Source organism: Streptomyces sp. NPDC046465 (assembly GCF_040646035.1).
Taxonomy (GTDB): Bacteria; Actinomycetota; Actinomycetes; order Streptomycetales; family Streptomycetaceae; genus Streptomyces.
Map to the genome: position 1 here is coordinate 145,363 of NZ_JBEYZK010000018.1, position 22,549 is coordinate 167,911.

Annotated in this window: 21 protein-coding genes; 8 read left to right on the forward strand and 13 right to left on the reverse strand. The window is 72.2% G+C overall.

Annotated features, from left to right (window positions below):
• Positions 1 to 11: 11 nt before the first annotated feature.
• Entirely contained in the window at positions 12 to 620 is a 609-nt protein-coding gene (locus tag ABZ953_RS27315; RefSeq protein WP_361728637.1) for a hypothetical protein, read from the reverse strand.
• 283 nt (positions 621 to 903) lie between these two features.
• Between ABZ953_RS27315 and ABZ953_RS27320 the strand changes: the two genes are divergently transcribed.
• Positions 904 to 3,726, forward strand: a complete 2,823-nt coding sequence (locus tag ABZ953_RS27320; RefSeq protein WP_361728640.1) for a penicillin acylase family protein — start codon at positions 904 to 906, stop codon at positions 3,724 to 3,726.
• A gap of 18 nt (positions 3,727 to 3,744) precedes the next feature.
• On the opposite strand, the gene ABZ953_RS27325 is transcribed toward ABZ953_RS27320, so the two are convergent.
• Both ABZ953_RS27325 and ABZ953_RS27330 read right to left on the reverse strand, forming a co-directional pair.
• Positions 3,745 to 5,013 (reverse strand): serine-threonine protein kinase, encoded by a 1,269-nt coding sequence (locus tag ABZ953_RS27325; protein ID WP_361728643.1) that lies wholly within the window; start codon positions 5,011 to 5,013, stop codon positions 3,745 to 3,747.
• Between the two features lie 74 nt (positions 5,014 to 5,087).
• Entirely contained in the window at positions 5,088 to 6,341 is a 1,254-nt protein-coding gene (locus tag ABZ953_RS27330) for an MFS transporter (protein ID WP_361728875.1), read from the reverse strand.
• A gap of 231 nt (positions 6,342 to 6,572) precedes the next feature.
• Between ABZ953_RS27330 and ABZ953_RS27335 the strand changes: the two genes are divergently transcribed.
• From ABZ953_RS27335 to ABZ953_RS27350, 4 genes are all read left to right on the forward strand, one after another.
• On the forward strand, positions 6,573 to 7,271 hold the full coding sequence (locus ABZ953_RS27335; RefSeq protein WP_361728646.1) for an alpha/beta hydrolase: 699 nt from the start codon (positions 6,573 to 6,575) through the stop codon (positions 7,269 to 7,271).
• A 161-nt stretch (positions 7,272 to 7,432) separates the two neighbouring features.
• Positions 7,433 to 8,200 carry an SDR family oxidoreductase gene (locus ABZ953_RS27340; protein WP_361728878.1) on the forward strand — a complete coding sequence of 256 codons (768 nt, stop codon included), beginning with the start codon at positions 7,433 to 7,435 and terminating at the stop codon, positions 8,198 to 8,200.
• Positions 8,197 to 9,891: an AMP-binding protein gene (locus ABZ953_RS27345; RefSeq protein ID WP_361728649.1), complete on the forward strand. Its 1,695-nt coding sequence runs from the start codon at positions 8,197 to 8,199 to the stop codon at positions 9,889 to 9,891. Before ABZ953_RS27340 ends, ABZ953_RS27345 begins: the two co-directional genes overlap by 4 nt.
• Before the next feature lie 21 nt (positions 9,892 to 9,912).
• Positions 9,913 to 10,506 carry a TetR/AcrR family transcriptional regulator gene (locus ABZ953_RS27350; RefSeq protein WP_361728652.1) on the forward strand — a complete coding sequence of 198 codons (594 nt, stop codon included), beginning with the start codon at positions 9,913 to 9,915 and terminating at the stop codon, positions 10,504 to 10,506.
• A gap of 44 nt (positions 10,507 to 10,550) precedes the next feature.
• On the opposite strand, the gene ABZ953_RS27355 is transcribed toward ABZ953_RS27350, so the two are convergent.
• From ABZ953_RS27355 to ABZ953_RS27370, 4 genes are all read right to left on the reverse strand, one after another.
• The gene (locus tag ABZ953_RS27355) at positions 10,551 to 11,474 is read right to left on the reverse strand and encodes a hypothetical protein (RefSeq protein ID WP_361728655.1); all 924 of its coding nucleotides are present in this window, start codon (positions 11,472 to 11,474) and stop codon (positions 10,551 to 10,553) included.
• A gap of 102 nt (positions 11,475 to 11,576) precedes the next feature.
• Positions 11,577 to 12,791: an acyl-CoA dehydrogenase family protein gene (locus ABZ953_RS27360; protein ID WP_361728658.1), complete on the reverse strand. Its 1,215-nt coding sequence runs from the start codon at positions 12,789 to 12,791 to the stop codon at positions 11,577 to 11,579.
• Positions 12,792 to 12,800: 9 nt separating this feature from the next.
• Positions 12,801 to 13,847, reverse strand: a complete 1,047-nt coding sequence (locus tag ABZ953_RS27365; RefSeq protein ID WP_361728661.1) for a phosphotransferase family protein — start codon at positions 13,845 to 13,847, stop codon at positions 12,801 to 12,803.
• Positions 13,848 to 14,007: 160 nt separating this feature from the next.
• Entirely contained in the window at positions 14,008 to 14,304 is a 297-nt protein-coding gene (locus ABZ953_RS27370) for a hypothetical protein (RefSeq protein WP_361728664.1), read from the reverse strand.
• A gap of 139 nt (positions 14,305 to 14,443) precedes the next feature.
• On the opposite strand from ABZ953_RS27370, the gene ABZ953_RS27375 reads away from it, so the two are divergent.
• The gene (locus ABZ953_RS27375; RefSeq protein WP_361728667.1) at positions 14,444 to 15,379 is read left to right on the forward strand and encodes an NADP-dependent oxidoreductase; all 936 of its coding nucleotides are present in this window, start codon (positions 14,444 to 14,446) and stop codon (positions 15,377 to 15,379) included.
• Positions 15,380 to 15,527: 148 nt separating this feature from the next.
• Here ABZ953_RS27375 and ABZ953_RS27380 read toward each other — a convergent pair whose 3' ends face one another.
• The 6 genes from ABZ953_RS27380 to ABZ953_RS27405 form a co-directional block, all read right to left on the reverse strand.
• A complete protein-coding gene (locus ABZ953_RS27380) occupies positions 15,528 to 15,896 on the reverse strand; it encodes a DUF202 domain-containing protein (RefSeq protein ID WP_361728670.1) in 369 nt (122 codons plus the stop codon).
• On the reverse strand, positions 15,893 to 16,285 hold the full coding sequence (locus ABZ953_RS27385) for a DUF202 domain-containing protein (protein ID WP_361728673.1): 393 nt from the start codon (positions 16,283 to 16,285) through the stop codon (positions 15,893 to 15,895). The genes ABZ953_RS27380 and ABZ953_RS27385 overlap by 4 nt, the downstream gene beginning before the upstream one ends.
• 65 nt (positions 16,286 to 16,350) lie before the next feature.
• Positions 16,351 to 16,848, reverse strand: coding sequence for an NUDIX domain-containing protein (locus tag ABZ953_RS27390; protein ID WP_361728881.1), 498 nt, complete (start codon positions 16,846 to 16,848; stop codon positions 16,351 to 16,353).
• Positions 16,849 to 16,940: 92 nt separating this feature from the next.
• Entirely contained in the window at positions 16,941 to 17,711 is a 771-nt protein-coding gene (locus tag ABZ953_RS27395; protein WP_361728676.1) for a glucose 1-dehydrogenase, read from the reverse strand.
• Positions 17,708 to 18,361, reverse strand: a complete 654-nt coding sequence (locus ABZ953_RS27400) for a TetR family transcriptional regulator (protein ID WP_361728679.1) — start codon at positions 18,359 to 18,361, stop codon at positions 17,708 to 17,710. The genes ABZ953_RS27395 and ABZ953_RS27400 overlap by 4 nt, the downstream gene beginning before the upstream one ends.
• Positions 18,362 to 18,502: 141 nt before the next feature.
• Positions 18,503 to 19,396: a DMT family transporter gene (locus ABZ953_RS27405; protein ID WP_361728681.1), complete on the reverse strand. Its 894-nt coding sequence runs from the start codon at positions 19,394 to 19,396 to the stop codon at positions 18,503 to 18,505.
• A 220-nt stretch (positions 19,397 to 19,616) separates the two neighbouring features.
• Here ABZ953_RS27405 and ABZ953_RS27410 point away from each other — a divergent pair, with 220 nt between their 5' ends.
• The gene (locus ABZ953_RS27410; RefSeq protein ID WP_361728684.1) at positions 19,617 to 21,272 is read left to right on the forward strand and encodes an FAD-binding dehydrogenase; all 1,656 of its coding nucleotides are present in this window, start codon (positions 19,617 to 19,619) and stop codon (positions 21,270 to 21,272) included.
• 251 nt (positions 21,273 to 21,523) lie between these two features.
• The gene (locus ABZ953_RS27415; RefSeq protein ID WP_361728687.1) at positions 21,524 to 22,483 is read left to right on the forward strand and encodes a hypothetical protein; all 960 of its coding nucleotides are present in this window, start codon (positions 21,524 to 21,526) and stop codon (positions 22,481 to 22,483) included.
• The last annotated feature ends 66 nt before the right edge of the window (positions 22,484 to 22,549 follow it).

The window sequence follows — 22,549 nt, forward strand, 5'->3', positions numbered from 1 at the left end:
CTCGCCGCACCTCACGCCGACACGAGGGGCCGCTCCCGTCGCGTCCGCGCGCGGGCCACCGCGTCCGGCGTGAGGAGGGGGGACGGCACGACGATCCCGCAGCCCGCGCAGACCGGTCCCGACGACGGCTCGTGCGCCAGGCCGTGCTTGAAGACGAGGGCGGTGTCCGCACAGACCGGGCAGGCCGCCCCCGGTTCCCTCTCCAGCGCCGCGATGAGCCTGCGCAGGACTTCGGCGAGGGGCTCGTGCGGATGGACGTCCGGGTCGTCGCACCAGGCGATGCCGAAGCCGCCCCAGGTGCAGCGGTGCCAGTCGTCGACGCTCCCGGGGCGCCTGAGCCCGTCGTGCTTCTCCTTGCGGCGGCGTTCCGCGAAGCCCGCCTCGTAGGCGAGCCAGACCGCCCTCGCCGCCTCCAGTTCGTTCAGCGCCGCCACGAGGCGCGCCGGGTCGGGCGACCTGTCCTCGGGCCCGAACCCCGCCCGGGCGCACAGATGGTCCCAGGTCGCCCGGTGTCCGTACGGTGCGAACCTCTCCAGGCACTTGCGCAGCGAGTAGCGCCGCAGCGCCAGGTCGCTCTGCGGATCACGCACCTGTCTCGCGAGACTCCGGAATCCGGCCATCGCCCTGCACCTCCGTCACACGTACTTCCGTACTGGTACCCGTGTTCCGTTTTCGCCGGCGTCGTTGTCGAGACGACGCTGACGAGTAGACGTATCGACACGCGATTCGGCTCCCTCATCGCGCACACTTTCTCGCCTGCCCTACCGAGCAGGTGTGATGCAGACACAAGGGGGGCGCGTTGTGGTGATTCGGAAAAGGCGACGCATGTTCATCTTTCTAGTTCGACGACCCGCCAGTAGCCTCCGGCGCATCGGCCTTCCGCAGGGATCCGGAGGAGCACCCATGCGACGACGCAACGTCAGGCTCAGAACACTCACGGCGGGGGCGGCGCTCGCGCTCGGCGCGGCCCTCCTGGCGCCGCTGCCGGGAGCCGCGGCCGCGCCCCCCGGGTCCGCCGAGGAGACCGACTACTGCGAGGGCCACTGCGCGGACATCCTGCCGCCCGGCGCGAACGGCGGCGCGACACTCGCCGAGATCCTCGCCCACAAGCTCCTCGGCACCCGACCGGCGCACGCCGACGACCAGTTGGGCCCCTACGACGCCCTGTCGTCCGGCTACCCCTCGCTCACCGACGACCGTCTCACCGAGTTCTTCAACGACGCCTCCTTCGGGGTGCGGGACGGCCAGGTCGCCTCCGTCACCAAGCCGCGCGACGACGTGACGATCACCCGGGACAAGAAGTACGGCGTGCCGCACATCAAGGGCACCACGCGCTACGGCACCGAGTTCGGCGCGGGCTTCGCCGCCGGTCAGGACCGGCTCTGGCTCATCGACCTCTTCCGGCACATCGGGCGCGGCGAGCTGACCTCGTTCGCGGGCGGCGCACTCGCCAACCAGGGCCTGGAGCAGCAGTTCTGGCCGCAGGCCCCGTACGCGGAGAAGGACCTGGAGAAGCAGGTCGAGTACATCAGGTCGACGCAGGGCGAGCGCGGCAAGCAGGCCATGGAGGACGCGCAGGCCTACATCGACGGGCTCAACGCCTACCGCGTGAAGTCCAAGAACGGCCGCTACTTCCCCGGCGAGTACGTCCTGACCGGCAAGATCGACGCCATCACCAACGCCGGTGAGATCCAGCCCTTCAAGATCACGGACATGATCGCGCTGGCCTCCGTGGTCGGCGGGCTCTTCGGCAACGGCGGCGGCGGCGAGGTCGAGTCCGCCCTCTCCCTGCTGAAGTCCCAGGAGAAGTACGGGGTCCAGAAGGGCACGGAGGTCTGGGAATCCTTCCGCGCCCGCAACGACCCCGAGGCCGTGCAGACCGTCCACGACGGCACGAGCTTCCCGTACGCGGGCAAGCCGGAGCACGCGCGCGGCACCGCGATGCCCGACGCAGGGTCGGTCGAGCGCGAACAGCTCGTCCACGACCGCGAGGGCGGCGCGAGGACCGGCGCCAAGGACCCGGTGAAGGCGCCGAAGAAGCTCAAGCCGCTTCAGGGCATGTACGACAAGGGCGTGCTGCCCTCGGACCTGTTCCGGGCCGACGGCCACAAGAAGGGCATGTCGAACGCCCTGCTGGTCTCCGGCGAGCACACCGCGAGCGGCAACCCCGTCGCCGTCTTCGGCCCGCAGACCGGCTACTTCGCGCCCCAGCTCCTCATGCAGCAGGAGCTCCAGGGTCCTGGCATCAGCGCGCGGGGCGTCTCCTTCGCGGGCGTCGGCATGTACGTCCAACTGGGGCGCGGTCAGGACTACGCGTGGTCGGCCACGTCCGCGGGGCAGGACATCACCGACACGTACGCCGTCGAGCTGTGCGAACCCGGCGGCGGCACCCCCACGAAGCAGTCGACCGGCTACCTGCACCGGGGCACCTGCACGCCCATGGAGAAGCTGGAGCGCAAGAACGCCTGGAAGCCGACCCTCGCCGACTCCACGGCCGCCGGCTCCTACCGCATGCAGGTGTTCCGCACGAAGTACGGCATCGTCACGCACCGCGCGACCGTCGACGGCGCACCCGTCGCCTACGTCTCGCTGCGCTCCACCTACCGCCACGAGGCCGACTCCATCATCGGCTTCCAGATGTTCAACGACCCCTCGTACGTCAAGGACGCCGAGAGCTTCCAGAAGGCGGCGGGGCACATCAGCTACGCCTTCAACTGGTTCTACGCCGACTCGCGCGACATCGCGTACTACAACAGCGGCGCCAACCCCGAGCGCGCGGACGGCATCGACCCGGCCCTGCCGGTCAAGGCCGAGCCCGCGTACGAATGGCGGGACTTCGATCCGCAGGACAACACCTCGGCGCAGACACCGCCCGCCGAGCACCCGCAGTCGGTCGACCAGGACTACTACATCTCCTGGAACAACAAGCAGGCCAAGGACTTCAGCACGGCGGGCTTCGGCGCGAGCGCCGTGCACCGCGGCGACCTGCTCGACGGACGGGTCAGGAAGCTGACCGAGGAGGGCGGAGTCACCCGTGCCTCGCTCACCCGCGCCATGTCCGAGGCGGCCGTCACCGACCTGCGCGGCGAGCAGGTGCTGCCCGAGCTCCTGAAGGTGCTGCGCGGCGCGCCGGTCACCGATCCGCAACTGGCCAAGGCGATCCAGCAGTTGGAGGCCTGGCGCAAGGCGGGCGCGCAGCGCAACCAGACGGCGGCGGGCTCCAAGACGTACGCCCACCCCGACGCCGTGCGCATCATGGACGCCTGGTGGCCGAAGGTCGTCGAGGCCGAGTTCGAGCCGGGCCTCGGCAAGGACCTCTACGGAGCCCTGACCGCCCAACTGGCCACCGACGAGGCGCCGTCCGCGGGCCACGGTCCCACCGGGGCGCACGCGGGATCGGCCTTCCAGTACGGCTGGTGGGGCTATGCCGACAAGGATCTGCGCAAGGTCCTCGGGGAGCCCGTGAAGGGCCCGCTCGCCGAGACCTACTGCGGCGGCGGCAAGCTCGACGCCTGCCGCGACGCGCTGCTCGCCACGCTCGGGCAGGCCGTCGCCGAGCCCGCCACCGAGGTCTACCCCGGTGACGACTCATGCAAGGCGGGCGACCAGTGGTGCGCGGACTCGGTCGTCCACCGGGCCCTTGGCGGCATCACGCACAAGTCGATCCAGTGGCAGAACCGGCCGACCTACCAGCAGGTCGTCGAGTTCCCGCGGCACCGCCCGTAGTCCGCGGCCGGGAACCCGTCAGGCGCGGGCGATCCGCCCTGCGGCGAACACGACACGTGCCAGCTCCTCGTGGCAGATGTCGCTGTGTGCGCCGGAGGGCGGGCCGCCGCGCCGCACCACCGAGGCGGCGTCGATGCTGACGCACCCCTTGGCGGGCACCTTCTGGCCCAGCTTGATGCGCTGGGTGCCGTCGACGGCGCGGATGCCGTTGTAGCCGATGGCGCCCCAGCGCTCCCACAGGTTCAGGAAGCTGGTGGAGTCACCGGCCAGCTTCGAGGCGAGCGGATACAGCTTTCCCAGGGCGTCGTCGTGGTGTGAGTAGCAGGACACCAGCGGGCCGTCGACGCGGTGCTGCATGCCGTGCAGGGCGCCGCCACGGAACTTGTCGTGCGGCAGGCGCTCGGCGAACGTGTAGTGCGAGAAGGCGCCTTCGAGCAGCGTCACCGACTTCACCGCGCGCACGTCCGCGGGCATCCCGCGCAGCGCGTACGCGACGAGGCGGCCGCCGAAGCTGTGCCCGATCAGGTGCACCCTGATGCTCGGCACGTCCGCCGCGAGCAGGCCGATCGCCGGGCCGAGGCCCAACTGGCCGACCGCGCCCGCCCGGCGCTTCATCGCGTAGTACGAGCCCTGCCGCAGCAGTTCGTGGGCGCCGTCCCACAGCCGCTCGCGCAGCGCGCCGAGGAGCGCGGGCTCCCCGGTGTCCGCGCGCGCGGCGGCGAACACCTCGCAGACCTGGACCGCGTCGTCGGTGAGCATGGCGGGCTCGCCCGCGCCGGTGTCCTGGCCGAAGTGCCGGGCCGGATGCGTCTCGCGCAGGGAGACCAGCTCGCGCACGTGCCGCCCGAACTCGTACATGCGGGAGGGCACTTGTGAGCGCTCCGCGAGCAGCTCGGCGATCCGGTCAAGGGTCGCGCCGTGGTCGGGGAAGGCGCGGTCGAGCACCTGCCGCGTCGCCGGGTCGAGCACGGGGCTGCCGGGCGGTGTGGCGGGGACGGGGGGCGTGGCCGAGGGGTCGAAGTCGGGGATCGGTTCGTCGGGGAAGCGGATGGCGGGCCAGAGCACCCCGACGTAGCCGAGACGCACCCCTGTCCCGCACAGCTCCTGGCAGGGCGTGAAGAAGCGCCGGAAGAGCTTCCTGGCGTCCTTCTGCTCGTTGTTCCAGCCGTGCGCGAAGACCAGCAGATCGGTGACGCGTTCACGTTCCGCGCCGGACAGCAGCTGCGCGCGCTGCGCGGTGTCGACGTCGCCGTCGGCGTCGAAGGTCAATTCCCAGTAGGGCTCCACGCCGTCATGGTCCTGCCGCCCGGGCCACCTGGCCAGATCCCGCGCACGACCTGCCGGGGATATGGCACAGGCTCTCAGAGAAGTTCCCGCTCCCGGGTCTCCGGCAGCGCCAGGACGCAGAGCAGCGAGACGACCGCCATCGCGCTCACGTACCAGCCCACCGAGGAGGAGCCGAAAGCCGACTGCAGCCGGGTCGCGACCAGCGGCGAGACCGCGCCGCCGAGGACACCGCCCAGGTTGTAGGCGAGCGAGGCGCCGGAGTAACGGACGTTCGTGCCGAACAGCTCGGGCAGGAAGGCGCCCATCGGGCCGTAGACGACGCCCATGCAGAACAGCGCGCCGCCGATCGCGAGGGCGATGAGGACGGGCTGCCCGGTGTCGAGGAGCGGGAAGAGGACGAGCCCCCACACCACCGCGAGCGCCGCCCCCACGAGGACCAGCCTGCGCCGGCCCGCGGCGTCGGAGCGCGTCGCGGCGAGCCAGGTGCCGGCCGCGAGGAAGAGGCAGGCCACCAGGGAGAGGCCGAGCATGGTGTTGCGGGAGACGTGCAGGGTGCCGGTGGCGTACGAGAGGCAGTAGGTCGTGGCGGTGTAGAAGAGGCCGTACGCGACGACCATTCCGCCCGCGCCGAGCAGCAGTTCGCGCGGATGGCGGCGGAGCACGTCGAGCGTCGGCACCTTGCTCGCCTCCTGTGCCGCCATGACCTTCGCGAAGACCGGCGTCTCGCTGATCCGGAGGCGTACGAACAGTCCGACGGCGACGAGGAGGAAGGACAGCAGGAACGGCACGCGCCAGCCCCAGGAGCGGAACGCGTCGTCGGAGAGCGTGGCCGAGAGCAGCCAGAAGACGCCGGTGGCCGCGAAGAACCCGACGGACGGGCCGAGTTGGGGGAAGGCCGCGTACAGGCCGCGCTTCTTCTTCGGCGCGTGCTCCACCGCGAGCAGCGCCGCGCCGCCCCACTCGCCGCCGAGCCCGATGCCCTGCAGGAAGCGGAGGAGGATCAGCAGCAGCGGGGCCCACACGCCCCAGGTGCCGTAGCCGGGCAGGACGCCGACGAGGGCGGTCGAGAGTCCCATCAGGAGCAGCGAGGCCACCAGGACGGACTTGCGCCCCACCCGGTCGCCGAAGTGCCCGAAGATCACCGAGCCGATGGGGCGGGCCGCGAACGCCACGGCGTACGTGGAGAACGACGCGAGGGTGGCGTTGACCGGGTCGAGGGTCGGGAAGAACGCCTCGTTCAGGACGAGGGCGGCCGCCGTGCCGTAGATGTAGAAGTCGTAGAACTCGATGGCCGTCCCGATGAAGGAGGCCACGGCGACCCGGCGCAGGCTCTCCGGGCTCGCGTCCGCGTCTGCCGCCGCCTCCGCCTCCGCGTCGTGGACCTGCTGTTTTCCTGTGGCTGTCGCTTCGCTGTGCACGAGCGGCACTCTCATGGTGGATGTAGGGGGCAGTCAATACCTGGGACGCGCTGTCTCGGGCAGTGAGACCGCGTCACCGGGCAGGCGCCCGCGGGTCGGTGGGGTCTGCCCCCGTGGGGCTTCGGCGTGTACGTTCGGGTCATGGCGGATTTCATCCTGGTGGCGGGTGCGTGGCTCGGTTCGTGGGCGTGGGAGGACGTGGCCGAGGAGCTGCGGGACGCCGGACACGGCGCCCACCCCCTGACCCTCTCCGGCCTCGCCGACAAGCAGGACGTGGTGCCCGGACCGCAGGCTCATGTGCGGGACATCGTGGACGAGGTCGAGCGCCTCGGTCTGCGGGAGGTCGTCCTCGTCGGGCACAGCTACGCGGGCGTTCCCGTCGGCCAGGCCGCCGAGCGGATCGGTGACCGGCTGACCCGTGTCGTGTTCGTCGACAGCAACGTCCCCGTCGACGGAGAGTCGTTCGCCTCCCTGTGGTGGCAGGGCGAGGCGGCGTTCGAAGCCCAGCTCGCCGAGGGCGACGGCTTCTGGCTGCCCCTGAACGCCGCGGACTTCGACGGGCAGGGGCTCGACAGCGAACAGGTCGCCCGGATCGCGAGCGGCGCGACACCGCACCCGGGCGCCACCCTGACCGACCCCGCCGTCCTCGAACGCCCGCTGGGCGAGCTGCCCGCGACGTACATCAAGTGCCTGCTCGATGGGGACGAGCCGTCGGACGACGTGGCCGACCTGCTCAAGAGCGAGCGCTGGCGGCTCGTCGAGATGGACACGGGGCACTGGCCGATGCTGTCCCAGCCGCGCGAACTGGCCCGGATCCTGCACGCCAGCGTGCGGGCCTGAGCGGACGCAGGTCGCCTGCCCGCCGGGCAGACCGAGTTCGCCGCGCTCCGCCGCCCCCACCGCTACCGGTGATCGCGCCGACCCCTGCCGCCCCCCTTTCGCCGCGACATACCGACTGGTTAGTCTGCCGGTGAAGCGGAGCCGCAGGCCGAAGGAGAACCATCGTGGAGACCCTGCAGGACAAGGGAGTCGTCGTCACCGGCGCGGGAGGCGGGATCGGGGCCGCGCTCGCCCGCCGCTTCGCCGCCGAGGGCGCGCGTGTCGTCGTCAACGACCTGGACGGCACCAAGGCCGAGGCGGTCGCCGACGAGGTGGGCGGCATCGCCGTGCCGGGCGACGCGTCGGGCATCGTGCCCGAGGCCCGGGAGGCGCTCGGCGGCACGGTCGACGTGTACTGCGCCAACGCCGGGCTCGGCTCCGGCGGCAGCGAGGCCGCGCCCGAGGAGGTCTGGGCCGCGGCCTGGGACGTCAACGTGATGGCGCACGTACGGGCGGCGCACGCGCTGCTGCCCGACTGGCTGGAGCGCGGCAGCGGCCGGTTCGTCTCCACCGTCTCCGCGGCCGGTCTGCTCACCATGATCGGCGCCGCGCCCTACAGCGTCACCAAGCACGGCGCGTACGCCTTCGCCGAGTGGCTCTCGCTCACGTACCGCCACCGGGGGATCAAGGTCCACGCGATCTGCCCGCAGGGCGTCCGCACCGACATGCTCGCCGCCACCGGCACCGCGGGCGACCTCGTGCTCACGCCCACCGCGATCGAGCCCGACGACGTCGCCGCCGCGCTCTTCGCGGGCATGGCCGACGACCGCTTCCTGATCCTGCCGCACCCCGAGGTCGCCGCCTACTACCAGGCCCGCGCCGCGACCCCCGACAAGTGGCTGACCAGCATGAACCACCTCCAGCAGAAGTGGGAGGCGACCCAGCGGTGACCGACACGTCTTCCGGCACATCCCCCGCCGCGTCCCCGTACGCGGCCAAGCCCTGGCTCGCCCGGCTGAGCGACGTCCAGCGCGGCCCCGTGCACCCCGCCGCCTCCGTGCCCCACGCCTTCCGCGCCGCCGTCGCGCGGGCCCCCGAGCACACCGCCCTCGCCTACTTCGACGGCCGCCTGAGCTACCGCGAGACGGACGCCCTCAGTGACTCCGTGGCCGGGCACCTCGCCGCACGGGGCGTCGCCCGTGGCGACCGCGTCGCGATCCTCCTGCAGAACACCCCGCACTTCGTGCTCGCCCTCCTCGGCGCGTGGAAGGCGGGCGCGACCGTCGTCCCCGTGAACCCGATGTACAAGTCCGCGGAGGTCGGGCACGTCCTCGCGGACGCCGGAGTGACCGCGCTGATCTGCTCGGACCGCGCGTGGGAGTCGTATCTGCGCGATACGGCGGCGGACTCGCCGGTGCGCGTCGTCCTCACCGCCTGCCAGCTCGACCTGCAGACCCGCAACGACACCCGGGTCCTCGACTTCGAGCGCGCGGCGCCCGCCGCCGACGCCGACGACCTGGTGGCGGTCGCGCGCCAGGGGCTCCCGGCCCCCGCCGACCGCGAGCTCGGCCCGTCCGACGCGGCGCTGATCAGCTACACCTCGGGCACCAGCGGCACCCCCAAGGGCGCCATCAACACCCACGGCAACATCACCTACAACGCGGAGCGCCAGCGCACCGGCTCCGGGATCCCCGAAGGCGCCTGCTACTTCGCGATGGCGCCGCTCTTCCACATCACCGGCATGGTCGCCCAGATCGCGGCCTGCGTCGCCAACGCGGGCACCCTCGCGCTGGCCTACCGCTTCGAGGCAGGCGTGGTCCTCGACGCCTTCGCCGAGCACCGACCCGCGTACACGGTCGGCCCGTCCACGGCCTTCATGGCGCTGGCCGCGCACCCGGCGGCGACCCGCGCGCACTTCGACTCCTTCGTGATGATCTCCTCCGGCGGCGCGCCGCTGCCGCCCGCCCTGGTGGAGAAGTTCCGCACCGCCTTCGGCCCCTACCTGCACAACGGCTACGGCCTCACCGAGTGCACCGCGCCCTGCGCCTCCGTGCCGCCGGGCCAGGAGGCACCGGTCGACCCAGTCTCCGGCACCCTCGCGGTCGGCGTCCCGGGTCCCGAGACGGTCGTACGCATCCTGGACGACCTCGGCCACGAGGTCCCGCTCGGCGAGCAGGGCGAGATCGCCGTGCGCGGCCCGCAGGTGGTGCCCGGCTACTGGCAGCGCGCCGACGCCACCGCCGAGGCCTTCCCCGACGGCGAACTGCGCACCGGCGACATCGGGTTCATGGACGCGGCGGGCTGGCTCTACGTGGTCGACCGCAAGAAGGACATGATCAACGCGTCCGGCTTCAAGGTGTGGCCGCGCGAGGTCGAGGACGTCCTCTACGGCCACCCCGCCGTACGCGAGGCGGCCGTCGTCGGGATACCCGACAGCTATCGCGGGGAGAGCGTCAAGGCGTACGTCAGCCTGCGTCCGGAGAGCACCGCGGGCCCCGACGAACTGGCCGCCTACTGCAAGGAACGGCTCGCCGCGTACAAATATCCGCGGCAGATAGAGATCCTGACGGAGTTGCCGAAGACGACAAGTGGGAAGATCCTCCGGCGGGAACTGCGTTCCCGGGCACAGCACGGCAAGTGACGCGAAAGGCAGGTGGCGGCAGTGGCCAGAACGACGGACGGTGACGGCACACCCGTTCCGCAGCGCCTGCTGGCCGCCGCCACCAGGCTCTTCGCCGACCACGGATACGACCGTACGTCGGTGCAGGAGATCGTGGAGGCCGCCGGCGTCACCAAGGGCGCGCTCTACCACTACTTCGGTTCCAAGGACGACCTCCTGCACGAGGTCTACGCCCGCGTGCTCCGTGTCCAGCAGGAGCGGCTCGACGCCATCGCCGACGCGGACGCCCCCGTGGAGCGGCGAGTGCGCGACGCCGCCGCGGACGTCGTGGTCACCACCATCGACAACCTCGACGACGCGGCGATCTTCTTCCGCTCCATGCACCACCTGAGCCCGGAGAAGAACAAGCAGGTACGCGCCGAACGGCGCCGCTACCACGAGCGGTTCCGGGCCCTGATCGAGGAGGGCCAGGAGTCGGGCGTCTTCTCCACGGCGACCCCGGCGGACCTGGTGGTGGACTACCACTTCGGCTCGGTCCACCACCTGTCCACCTGGTACCGCCCACAGGGCCCGCTCACCCAGCGGCAGGTCGCCGACCACTTGGCGGACCTGCTGCTGCGGGCGCTGCGGCCGTGAGGCGACCGGGGTGAGCGGGTGACCTGCCTGCCTCGGACAGCGCCTCAGACGCCGTCCTTGTGGCCGTTCGCGACGAGCAGCTGCTCCATGCTCTCGTGGGCGGCCGTGGCCTCGGTGTTGCTCTCTTCGTGGAAGAGCCTGAGGTACTGGTAAAGGGCGGCCACGCAGGTGTCCCGCTTGTCGTACTCCGCGTTGTCGACGAGCCGGCAGTCCCGCGAGACCTCCCTCATCTGCCCGCCCGCATCGGTGTACACGGGGTGCCAGATCAGCTTCACGTCCGGGTTCAGCCGCTGCACGAGGCGCAGGTGCGGCACCTCGAGGCGGATGAGGATGCTGTCCGGGGTGTAGGCCCGCAGGAAGATGTGCACGGGGCCGGTCGCGCGGTCCACGAAGGCCTTGGACACGACGCTCCACATCGGGCCCGTCAACTTCCAGTTCGGGTGCAGCTCCAGGACGTTGAGCACGGAGCCGATCCGGGTCCGCGCCAGCGGCGTGTGGCCTTTCGAGTAGGCGTACTCACTCGTCTCGTAGCCGCCCGCCCACAGGGCCATGGTGGGCGTGTCGATCTGCAGGTGCTCGGACATGAGCCTGCCGAACTCCTGGTACCACGTGTTCGTCGCGCGGATCTCGCGCTGCTCCTGGCGGTCGCTCGTCCGCGCCGTGGCCTCGTCGTTGAGCGCGCCCTGCGAGTCGACCCCGCCGAGCAGCAGCTGCCAAGCGGCCTCGGCGTCGGCCTGGGGGATGCCCGCGGCCTTCGTCAGGTCCTGGTACGGACCCCACTCGGGGTGCTCGGTGGGCCGCGTGGCGTAGTGCTCGTCCAGGCCGCCGGTCTGGCGCTGCACCCAGTGCGCGGTGGCCGCGTTCCCCGCGTGCCGCTGCAGCGCGGCCAGGCCCGTGGGGGGTGCCCCGCGCCCGGCGGCGGCGCGCCCCGCCGTCTCCGGTTCCGTCGCTCTCCGTGTCTCGCGCACCCTCGTCCCAGCCTTCCGGTCGCTCCCGCCGATCCTAGGTGTGGCGGAAGCGACCGGGGGAGGTACGCGGGGACAAGCCCGAGGGCACCCGCGACCGCGCGGCTACAGGTACTTCTTCAGCTCCCGCCGGGCGAGGGAGCGCTGATGCACCTCGTCGGGGCCGTCGGCGAGGCGCAACGTCCGCGCCGCCGCCCAGAGTTCGGCCAGCGGGAAGTCCTGGCTGACGCCGCCCGCGCCGTGCAGCTGCACCGCGCGGTCGAGGATGTCGACCACCGCGCGCGGGGTCGCGATCTTGATGGACTGGATCTCCGTGTGCGCACCCTTGTTGCCGACGGTGTCCATCAGCCAGGCCGTCTTCAGGACGAGCAGCCGCAGCTGCTCCACGGCGACGCGGGCATCGGCGATCCACTCCTGCACGACGCCCTGCTGCGCCAGCGGCTTGCCGAACGCGGTGCGCGCCACCGCGCGTTCGCACATCAGCTGGATGGCGCGCTCGGCCATCCCGATCAGCCGCATGCAGTGGTGGATGCGGCCGGGGCCGAGCCGCGCCTGCGCGATGGCGAAGCCGCCGCCCTCCTCGCCGACCAGGTTGGCGACGGGCACCCGTACGTGATCGAAGACGACCTCGGCGTGGCCGCCGTGGTAGTGGTCCTCGTATCCGTACACCCGCATGGCGCGCCGCACTTCGAGGCCGGGGGTGTCGCGGGGGACGAGCACCATGGACTGCTGGCGACGGATGTCGGCGCCGTCCGGATCGGTCTTGCCCATCACGATGAAGATCTGGCAGTCGGGGTTCATCGCGCCGGAGATGTACCACTTGCGGCCCGTGATGACGTACTCGTCGCCGTCGCGCTCGATGAGCGTGGTGATGTTCGTGGCGTCGGAGGACGCCACCTCCGGCTCGGTCATCGCGAACGCCGAGCGGATCTCACCGGCCAGCAGCGGCTCCAGCCACCGCTTCCGCTGCTCGTCGGAGCCGAACTGCGCGAGCACCTCCATGTTGCCGGTGTCGGGCGCCGCGCAGTTCAGCGCGGTGGGCGCCAACTGCGGGGAGCGGCCGGTGATCTCGGCGAGCGGCGCGTACTGCAGGTTGGTCAGACCGGCTCCGTGCTCGGTGTCCGGCAGGAAGAGGTTCCACAGCCCCTGCCTGCGGGCCTCGGCCTTCAGCTCCTCGACCACGGCGGGGGTGTCCCACGGCGAGGCCAGTTCGGCGCGCTGCGCGTCGGCGACGGCCTCGGCCGGGTACACGTGCTCGTCCATGAAGGCGAGCAGCTTCGCGCGCAGCTCTTCGGTGCGGGCGTCGAATGCGAAATCCATGGCTCTGTCTCAGCCTTCCTGTCGTCCCTGGAGGGCCTGGCCCCTGAGCGTGGCACGGCCGTGCTCGATGAACACGGGCACCAGCTCGCCGATCCGGTCGAAGCCCGCCCCGACCGTCTGGCCCAGCGTGTAGCGGTAGTGGATGCCCTCCAGGATCACGGCGAGCTTGAACCAGGCGAACGCCGTGTACCAGGAGACGGCCGACACGTCGCGCCCCGAGCGCGCGGCGTACCGCTCGATCAGCTCGGCCGGGTCGGGGTGGCCCGGCGCGCCCGCCGTGGTGCTGACGGGGGAGTCGGGCACCTCCAGCTCGGCGCTGTACATCACGAGCAGGCCCAGGTCGGTGAGCGGGTCGCCGAGCGTGGACATCTCCCAGTCGAGGATGGCCTTGATCCGGACGTCGTCGCCGATGAGGACGTTGTCCAGGCGGTAGTCGCCGTGTACGACGGCGGGCGCGGGGGAGTCGGGGAGCGCGCGCCCGAGTGCGGCGTGCAGTTCGTCGATGCCGGTGAGCTCGCGGCTGCGGGACGCGTCCAGTTGCTTGCCCCAGCGGCGCAGTTGCCGGTCGAGGAATCCCTCGGGCCGCCCGAAGTCGCCGAGCCCGATCGCCGCCGGGTCCACGGCGTGCAGGTCGACGAGGGTGTCGACGAGGCCGAGCACCGCGTCACGGGTGCGCTCGGGGCCGAGTGGCGCGAGCTCCTCGGCGGTGCGGAACGGCGTCCCGTCCACGAACTCCATCACGTAGAAGGGCGCCCCGAGGACGGCGTCGTCCTCGCAGAGCAGCACCGGCGCGGGCACCGGCACGTCGGTCGGGTGCAGGGCCTCGATCACCCGGTGCTCGCGCTTCATGTCGTGCGCGGTGGCGAGGACGTGCCCCAGCGGGGGCCGCCGGACCACCCAGCGGGTGGCGCCGTCCGTCACCGCGTACGTGAGGTTCGACCGGCCGCCCTCGATGAGCCGGGCGGTGAGCGGTCCGCCGACCAGGCCAGGACGCTCGCGGTCGAGGTGGCCGCGCAACTGGTCGAGGTCGAGGCCCGGCGGGTGGTCTGCGCTCATCTGCTGCTCCTGATCGGCGTGGTGGCTGCTGCCACCCCATGATGCCGACCAGTCGGTATGCCGTCCAGAGGCTACCGGGCGGTGAAGGAGCGCGGGGACCCGCGCGACCGGTCACGCCCGGCCCGCGGATCCCCGTCGGACTGCGGTGCGGCCGGAGCGCTCAGTGGTCGTCCCAGTGCCCGTCGTGCTCCGCGTGCCGGTGGCCGTCGTGGAGATAGTCGACATGGTCGCCGTGCGTGACCGCGTCATGGCCGCAGCCGTCCCCGTGCCGGTGGTCGTGGCCCTGGTGCGCGGTGTGGCCGGCCGGCTCGCACTCGTCGTAGTGGCCGGAGTGCGGGCGGTGCATATGGCCGTCGTGCGCGTAGTCGACGTGGTCGCCGTGCGGCACCTCGGGATGGCCGCAGGCCGGGCCGTGGACGTGGTCGTGCACCGGGTGTTCGTGGTGGAGCGTGGTCATGACGCGCACCTTCTGTGGCTGCGGGGAGTGGCTTGACCCTCTCAGGCTAGCCCCTGATGCCCTATTAATTCTGTTATGGGACCCTTGGTGATGTTTCCCTGACCTCCGTGAATCTGACCTCCGCGAAAGCGAATCCCCCATGAAGGCGATCAGCTACCGCAGCTACGGCGGACCCGAAGTCCTCGAGTACGGGGACGTGAGCGACCCCAAGGTCGGACCCGACTCCGTCCTGGTCAAGGTGCGGGCGGCGGCCGTGAACCCCGTCGACTGGAAGTGCCGCGAGGGGCACCTCGACGGGCTCATCGACCCCGTCTTCCCCGTGATCCCCGGCTGGGACGTCTCCGGTGTGGTGGTCCAACCGGGCGCCTCCGTACCGGAGTTCGCCGTCGGCGACGAGGTCATCGGCTATGTGCGCGAGGACTTCCTCTCGCGCGGCACCTTCGCCGAGTACGTCGCCGCCCCCGTGCGCACCCTCGCCCGCAAGCCGCGCAACCTGACCTTCGCGGAGGCCGCGGGGCTGCCGCTCGCCGGACTCACCGCCTTCCAGGTCCTCACGCGGGCCCTTGAGGTGACCGAGGGGGACGTCGTCCTCGTGCACGCCGCGGCGGGCGGTGTCGGCTCGATCGCCGTGCAGCTCGCCCGGCACGCGGGCGCCCGCGTCATCGGCACCGCGAGCGAACGCAACCACGACTTCCTGCGGGAGCTCGGCGCCGAGCCGGTCACCTACGGGGACGGGCTCGCCGACCGGGTGCGGGCGCTCGCCCCCGAAGGGGTCGACGCGGCCTTCGACACGGTGGGCGGCGACACCCTCAAGACCTCCGCCGAACTCCTCGCGCCCGGCGGCCGCCTCGCGTCCATCGCGGACGGCGGGGTGATCGGCCTGGGCGGCCACTACTGCTTCGTACGCCCGGACGCGGCCGACCTCACCCGCCTCACCGAGCTGGCGGAACAGGACGTGGTGAGCGTGCACGTCGACGAGACGTTCCCGCTGGAACGGGCGGCCGACGCACACCGCCGGAGCGAGGAGGGCCGCACCCGCGGCAAGATCGTCGTGACGGTGGACTGGGAGGACTGACCCGGCGGACCGGGAGGACTGCCCGGCGGACGGGCAGGACTGACCCGGCGGACGGGAAGGGTTGACCCGGTGGACGGGAAGGACTGACCCGGCGGACCAGCCGGGCGGGAACGAGGCCCGCGGCCACCCACCGCCGCCGCCATCGCACTCACACCACCATCGCCGCCGCGCACACCGCAAGGGCGAGCGTGCACAGCGCCGCCGTGCGGGCCGCCCGGAGGGTCATCGTCCGGGGCTCGCGGGCCGTCAGGCCGGTCATTCTGCGGTGCGCGACCGCAAGGAAGCCGAGCCACAGGAGCAGGCAGAGGGCGCAGGCAAGCACGTTCGGCGCGGTCGGGCCGCCGTGCAGCACCGCGCGGGCGGCGAGCACCGCGGCGACCGTGGCCGACAGCGTTGTGCGCCGCCACGCCAGCCGCGTGCGCTCGGGCTGTAGCCCCGGGTCACGGGGCTGCGCACCGGACTGTTCGCTGGGCTGCTCATCGGACGGTTCGCTGGGCGGCTCACCGGGCTGCGTCACCCCTCCCACCCGAACAGGACGACGATCACCATGGCGAGCGCGACCACCGCGACCGCCAGGCTCAGCACGGTCGGGAAGCGGCTGGTCGGCAGGTCTTCGCCGCGCCGCATCGCGCGCTCGCACCGCACCCAGTGGTTGACCGCGCGCAGTGAGCACAGGACGCCCGCGCCGAGCAGCGCGAGAGCGAGACCGATCCGCCAGGCCCAGCGCAGGTCCGGCAGGAACTGGTCGACGGCGAAGCCGCCCCCGATGAGTGCGAGGGCGGTGCGCAGCCAGGCCAGGAAGGTGCGTTCGTTGGCGAGCGAGAAGCGGTAGTCGGGGGTGTCGCCCTCCTCGCGGACGCGCTCGGGGGCGAACCACAGCCGCAGACTCTGTACGAAATTGCTCACCGCCGCACCATAAGCCGTGCCGGTCAGCGGGCGGGCAAGGCCCTCGGGGGCTTCGCGCGGGGCTCTCAGGCGCCCGCGCGAAAGGCCTTCAGACGGTGGTAGGCGTCGAGCCCGTCCGGTACCCACTCCCATGCGCCGAGCCGCCGCTCCAGCTCGTCCGCGGTGAGGAAGGTGTGCCAGGCGACCTCCTCGGCCTGCGGGTTCACCGGCAGCTCGCAGCGCACCTCGTAGAGGGAGGACCACCAGGTTTTCCCGGCCCCGCCGTCGTACAGGAACTTGAACAGCGGGGTGGGGCGCGGGAGCCCGTGGACCCCGAGCTCCTCTTCCGCCTCGCGCAGCGCGGCGTCGTCGTAGGACTCGTGGGCCCCGACCACGCCGCCCACGAACATGTCGTACAGCGAGGGGAAGACCAGCTTGGTCGGGGTGCGGCGGTGCACGAAGATCCGGTCCTCGGCGTCCCGCGCGAGGATGAACGTGCAGCGGTGGCGCAGACCGCGCGCGTACGCCTCGCCGCGCCGGGCCTCCCCGACCACCTCGTCGTTCTCGTCGACGATGGTGATCATCTCTTCGCTGGGGTCGGGCACGGGCCGACTGTCAACCGCCATGCCCGCCATCCAACCTCAGGGACAGCCGCTCACTGCCCCATGACGTACTGTCACTGCCCCATGACGTACTGCACGGTGGGCCCGGCCGTCCAGCCGCCGTCGACGGCGAGCTCCGCGCCCGTCACGTAGGACGCCGCGTCGGAGAGCAGGAAGACCATGGCGCCCGCGATCTCGTGCGGCTCGCCGACCCGGCCCATCGGGGTGTTGGGGTACTTGCCCTCGCCCTTCTCGATGCCGACCTGGGCGGTCATCGGGGTGTACGTCATGCCGGGGTGGACGGAGTTGACGCGGATCCGGGCCGTGCCGAGCTCGACCGCGCCGATCTTGGTGAGCCCGCGTACGCCCCACTTCGACGCGCCGTATCCGGCGGTGAGCGCGAGGCCCATCAGGCCCGCGGCGGAGGAGATGTTGACGATCGAGCCGCCCCCGGCCTCCTTCATTGCGGGCACGACGGTCTTCATGCCGATGAACACGCCGGTGAGGTTGATGTCGAGGACCTTGCGGAAGTGTTCGACGGACTCCGACTCCAGGAACTGGCCGGTGGCTATCCCGGCGTTGTTCACCAGGCCGTGGATGGCGCCGAACTCCGCGACCGCGAAGTCGGCGACGCGCCGCCAGTCCTCCTCGGACGTCACGTCGTGGTGCGTGAAGCGGGCGCGGTCGCCCAGCTCGGCGGCGGTGGCCCGGCCCTCGTCGTCGAGCACGTCGGTGAGGACGACGTGGGCCCCGGCGGCGACGGCCTGACGCGCCGCCTCGGCGCCGAGCCCGCGCGCGGCGCCGGTGATGATGACGGTCCGGCCGGTGAGGTCGTGCTGGGTCATGAGGGGTCTCCAGGGGTGGGGTGCGGGGCCCGCAGCAGCGCCGCGGTGGTCTCGACGAGGTCGGCGAGGAAGAGCTCCTCGCCGGTCAGCGGGGTGGCCCCCGCCAGATACTGACGGGCGCGGTCGCCCAGGGCGGCGCCGATCAGGGTGAGCGCGAGATCGAGCCGTTCGAGGCGCAGCGGCTCCGGGAGTCCGGGCGCCAGGTGGGCCACGCGGTCTTCGAGCCGTCCGATCAGCGTCCAGTAGACGGTGCCGTCGATGGTGGGGTGCGGGGTGCGGGTGCGGACCCCGCTCTCGTGGCTGAGCTGGGCGGAGATGCGCAGGCAGCGGCGTCCGCGGTCGGTGCGCAACTCGGTGGCCTCGGCGTTCACCAGGGCGGTGAGCAGCTCGCGCAGACCGGCCGCGGCCTCCCCGGCGCGTTCGAGTTCGGCGGTGAGCACCTGCTCCGTACGGCGCTGGCGCTCCGCCATCACGGCGTCGAGCAGCCCGCCGCGCGAGCCGAAGTGGTACTGCACGGCGGACGGATTGCTCTGCCCGGCGAGCCGGACGATGTCCCGCAGCTGGGCGCCGTCCACACCCTGCGCGGCGAAGACCTCCTCGCCGGCGCGGAGGAGCTTCTCGCGTGTCTCGGGACCAGAGGTTCGGGCCATGACCCCATTGTAATGCTGGCCATTATTAAGCAACTGACGAAGGCGCTACCCGCGCATCAAGCCCGTCCCGGCGGACTATCAAGCCTGTCCGGCGATTGAGGACGAACTCGGCGAAGCCGGTGACAGGACGGCGCTCACCCCTCAGCACCGATCCAGCTGCTCCCGCCCCACAGGCCCGCGCCCAGCCCCGGGCATCGCCGGGTGCATCCCGAGCAGCACCACCCCCGCCACGATCGCCGCGAGCCCCGCCGCCTCCCAGGCCAGGGCCCCCGTGTCGGTCCGCAGCCGGTCGCCGAGGAACCCCACGCCGCAGGCGATCCCCGCGAGCGGCTGCGCGGCCGTCAGCGCGGGCAGCGACATCCGCAGCGGCGCCGCCTCGAAGGCGCTCTGCACCAGGACAAGACCCACGACGCCGAGGACGAGCACCCCGTACGGCTGCCACCCCGTGAGGACCTCCGCGAGCCCGCCCTCGGCGAACCGGTCACCCGTCACCCGGGTCAGCGAGTCCTGCACGCCGTAGAGGAGCCCCGCCGCGACCGCGAGGAGCACCGGCGCCGCCCCGAGGCGGGACTTCTTCGCGTACGCCGTCAGGAGCAGCGCCACGCCCACCATCACGCCGACGATGAGCCAGTGCCGCAGCGGGCTGGTCACCGCGGTGCCGCCGCGCGGCTCGCCCGCCACGATGAACGCCGTGACCCCGCCCGCGAGCAGCAGCAGGCCCGCCCACCCCTGACGGCCGAGCGGCTGCCCGGTCTGATGGCGGGAGAGCGCGAGGGCGAACAGCAGCTGGGTGGCGAGCAGCGGCTCGACGAAGGAGATCTCCCCGCGGCCCAGAGCCAGCGCGCCGAGCACCATGCCGCACACCATCAGGCCGATCCCGGCCAGCCAGCGCGGCACCCGCACCAGGTCGAGCAGGAGCCGCAGCGAGAGGAAGTCGCTCAGCGGCGCCTTGCGCGCCACGTTCTGCTGGAGCACGAAGCCGAGGCCGAGGCAGCAGGCGGCGCCGACGGCGAGGGCGAGTACCAGGACCGACACGTCACATACCTGTGGGTGGGGGAGGAGGAACCAAGCCGGGGTGGCAAAGCGAGACTTGGCCGACGATAGCGGCGATCCCCGCGCGCCGCTCCCCGGATCTTGACGGGTTCCCCCGCTCTGTCGGTTGACGTGCGTCACTCGGCTGTTCAGGATCTGAGAGCCCGTCCGGGATCTGACCGGTCGGTAACTTTGCGGGACCCTGTCGAGGAGGACGAGCTCTATGGCGTACGACGCAGATGTGATCGTGATCGGGGCGGGGCTCGCCGGACTCGCGGCGACCGCGGAGCTCGTCGACGCGGGACGCCGGGTCATCCTCGTCGACCAGGAGCCCGAGCAGTCGCTCGGCGGCCAGGCGTTCTGGTCCTTCGGCGGGCTCTTCTTCGTCGACTCGCCGGAGCAGCGGCGGCTGCGGATCAAGGACTCGCACGCGCTCGCCCTCCAGGACTGGATGGGCACGGCGGGGTTCGACCGTCCGGAGGACCACTGGCCGCGCAAGTGGGCCGAGGCGTACGTCGACTTCGCGGCCGGTGAGAAGCGGTCCTGGCTGCACGGGCAGGGTGTGCGGTTCTTCCCGGTGGTCGGGTGGGCCGAGCGCGGCGGCTACGACGCGCAGGGCCACGGGAACTCGGTGCCGCGCTTCCACATCACCTGGGGGACCGGCCCCGGGCTGCTCGCGCCGTTCGTCCGGCGGGTGCGCGCCGGGGCGGCGCGCGGCCTCGTCCAGTTCAAGTTCCGGCACCGCGTCACGGGGCTCTCGCGCAGCGCGGGCACGGTCGACACGGTCACCGGCGAGGTCCTCGAACCCTCGGCCGTCGAGCGGGGCAAGGCCAGCAGCCGCGTGGTGACCGGCGCCTTCGAGTACCGGGCCCAGGCGGTGATCGTCACCTCGGGCGGCATCGGCGGCAACCACGACCTCGTACGTGCCCACTGGCCCGAGCGGCTCGGCAGCCCGCCCGAGAAGATGATCTCCGGGGTGCCCGCGCACGTGGACGGCAAGATGCTCGGCATCGCCGAGGAGACCGGCGCGCACCTCATCAACCGCGACCGGATGTGGCACTACACCGAGGGCATCGAGAACTGGAACCCCATCTGGGAGCGGCACGGCATCCGCATCCTGCCGGGCCCCTCGTCCCTGTGGCTGGACGCGCGCGGCGACCGCCTGCCCGTGCCGCTCTTCCCCGGCTTCGACACGCTCGGCACCCTCGACCACATCATGAAGACCGGGTACGACTACACGTGGTTCGTGCTCAACCAGCGCATCATCGGCAAGGAGTTCACCCTCAGCGGGTCGGAACAGAACCCCGACCTCACCGGCAAATCGGTGCGCGGCGTCATCGACCGGGCGCGGGCCGACGTACCGGGCCCCGTCAAGGCGTTCATGGACCAGGGCGCCGACTTCGTCGTCGAGAAGGAGCTCGGCGCCCTGGTGCGCGGCATGAACGCGCTCACCAAGGAGCCCCTCATCGACGAGGCAGCCCTGCGTCGCACCCTCGCCGCGCGCGACCGCGAGATCGCCAACCCCTTCACCAAGGATCTCCAGGTGACGGCCATCCGCGGCGCCCGCAAGTTCCTCGGCGACCGGCTCATCCGCGCGGTCGCCCCGCACCGCATCCTCGACCCCGCGGCGGGCCCGCTCGTCGCCGTGCGCCTCAACATCCTCACCCGCAAGAGCCTCGGCGGCCTGGAGACGGACCTCTCCTCGCGGGTCCTGACCGAGGGCGGACAGCCCCTGCCCGGCGTGTACGCGGCCGGGGAGGCCGCCGGGTTCGGTGGCGGCGGAGTCCACGGCTACCGCTCCCTTGAGGGCACCTTCCTCGGCGGCTGCCTCTTCTCCGGACGCACGGCGGGCCGCGCCGCCGCACGCGCGGTGGACTGATTCCGCGTACTGGGTCCGCGTACTGGGTCCGCGTACTGGGTCCGCGTACTGGGTCCGCGTACTGGGTCCGCGTACTGGGTCCGCGTACAGAATTCGCCCAGGTGAAGGGTGAAGTGTGCGGATGGTGAGGTGAGTTGGTGAAGGGCGGCGCCGCTGTGGCGCCGCCGTCGGGCCTTGACGCGGAGTGGTGCCTACCGCTTTGCTGTGCGTGATCATCCGTATGCAAGCCGCGCCGGGGAGGACGTCCCGCGGTGTCACCACCCCCACCCCCACTGGGCCGTTCGCGCAGAAGAGTCACCGGGCACACCTTCGACGCCGCACTCGACGACGCCGAACTCACCGCTGCCCGGTCCGCGTTGGCGCAGGGCCGCTGGGCCGCGGCCCGTGCGCTGCTCGCCGCGACCGGCGACGACTGGGACCGCAGGGGGCACCGCTTCGACGTCCTCGGGCAAGAGCCCACCACCACCGCCTGGGCGCGCGACTGGCGGCTCGCCGAACCCGAGAGCCACGACGCCGAGGTGCTGCTCGCCTTCGCCGCCGTGCACAAGGCGCTGCGCGGCAAGCAGCGTGCGGACACGGTGCGCGAGCGGTGCCGCGAGGCCGCCGCACGCGTCCCCGCCGACCCGACGCCCTGGCTCGCCCTCCTCCTGCTCGAACGCTCGCTGGGCCGTGAGGAGGACGTCGTACGCCTCTTCGACGAGGTCCGCCACCGCCATCCCGAGCACCACCACGCCCATCACCTGATGGTCGCCCGGCTCGCCGAACGGCGCCCCGGCGCCGGTCAGGACCCGCTGCACGAGGTGTACGACTTCGCGGCCTGGGCCGCCGAACAGGCGCCCGCCGACTCACCCCTCGCGGTCCTGCCCGTCGTCGCGCACGCCGAGCGCTACCGCGTCCTCGCCACCGCGGGCCTTGAGTCCGCCGACCCCGCCGCGTCCGGGCACTGGGCCGGGCGGCGCGCCCGCGGTGTCATGGCCGCCTTCGACCGGTGGCTCGCGGGCGAGACGCCCGACGGCCCGGGCCGCCCCCGCCGCCTCGTCGACCTCAACTTCCTTGCCCACGCGACGTCCTGCGAGGGCAGGACGGCCGAAGCCGCCGCGCTCTTCCGCCGCATCGGACGGCACGCGACCCCGGCCCCCTGGTCGTACCCGGACCGGGACCCCGGCGAGGCGTTCACCGCCGCGCGGGCCACCGCGCTCGGCCCCTCCTGACCAGCCGTCCTGACCAGGGGCCCTGACCAGCCGCCCCCGATCAGTACCTTCGAAAGGACAACCGCG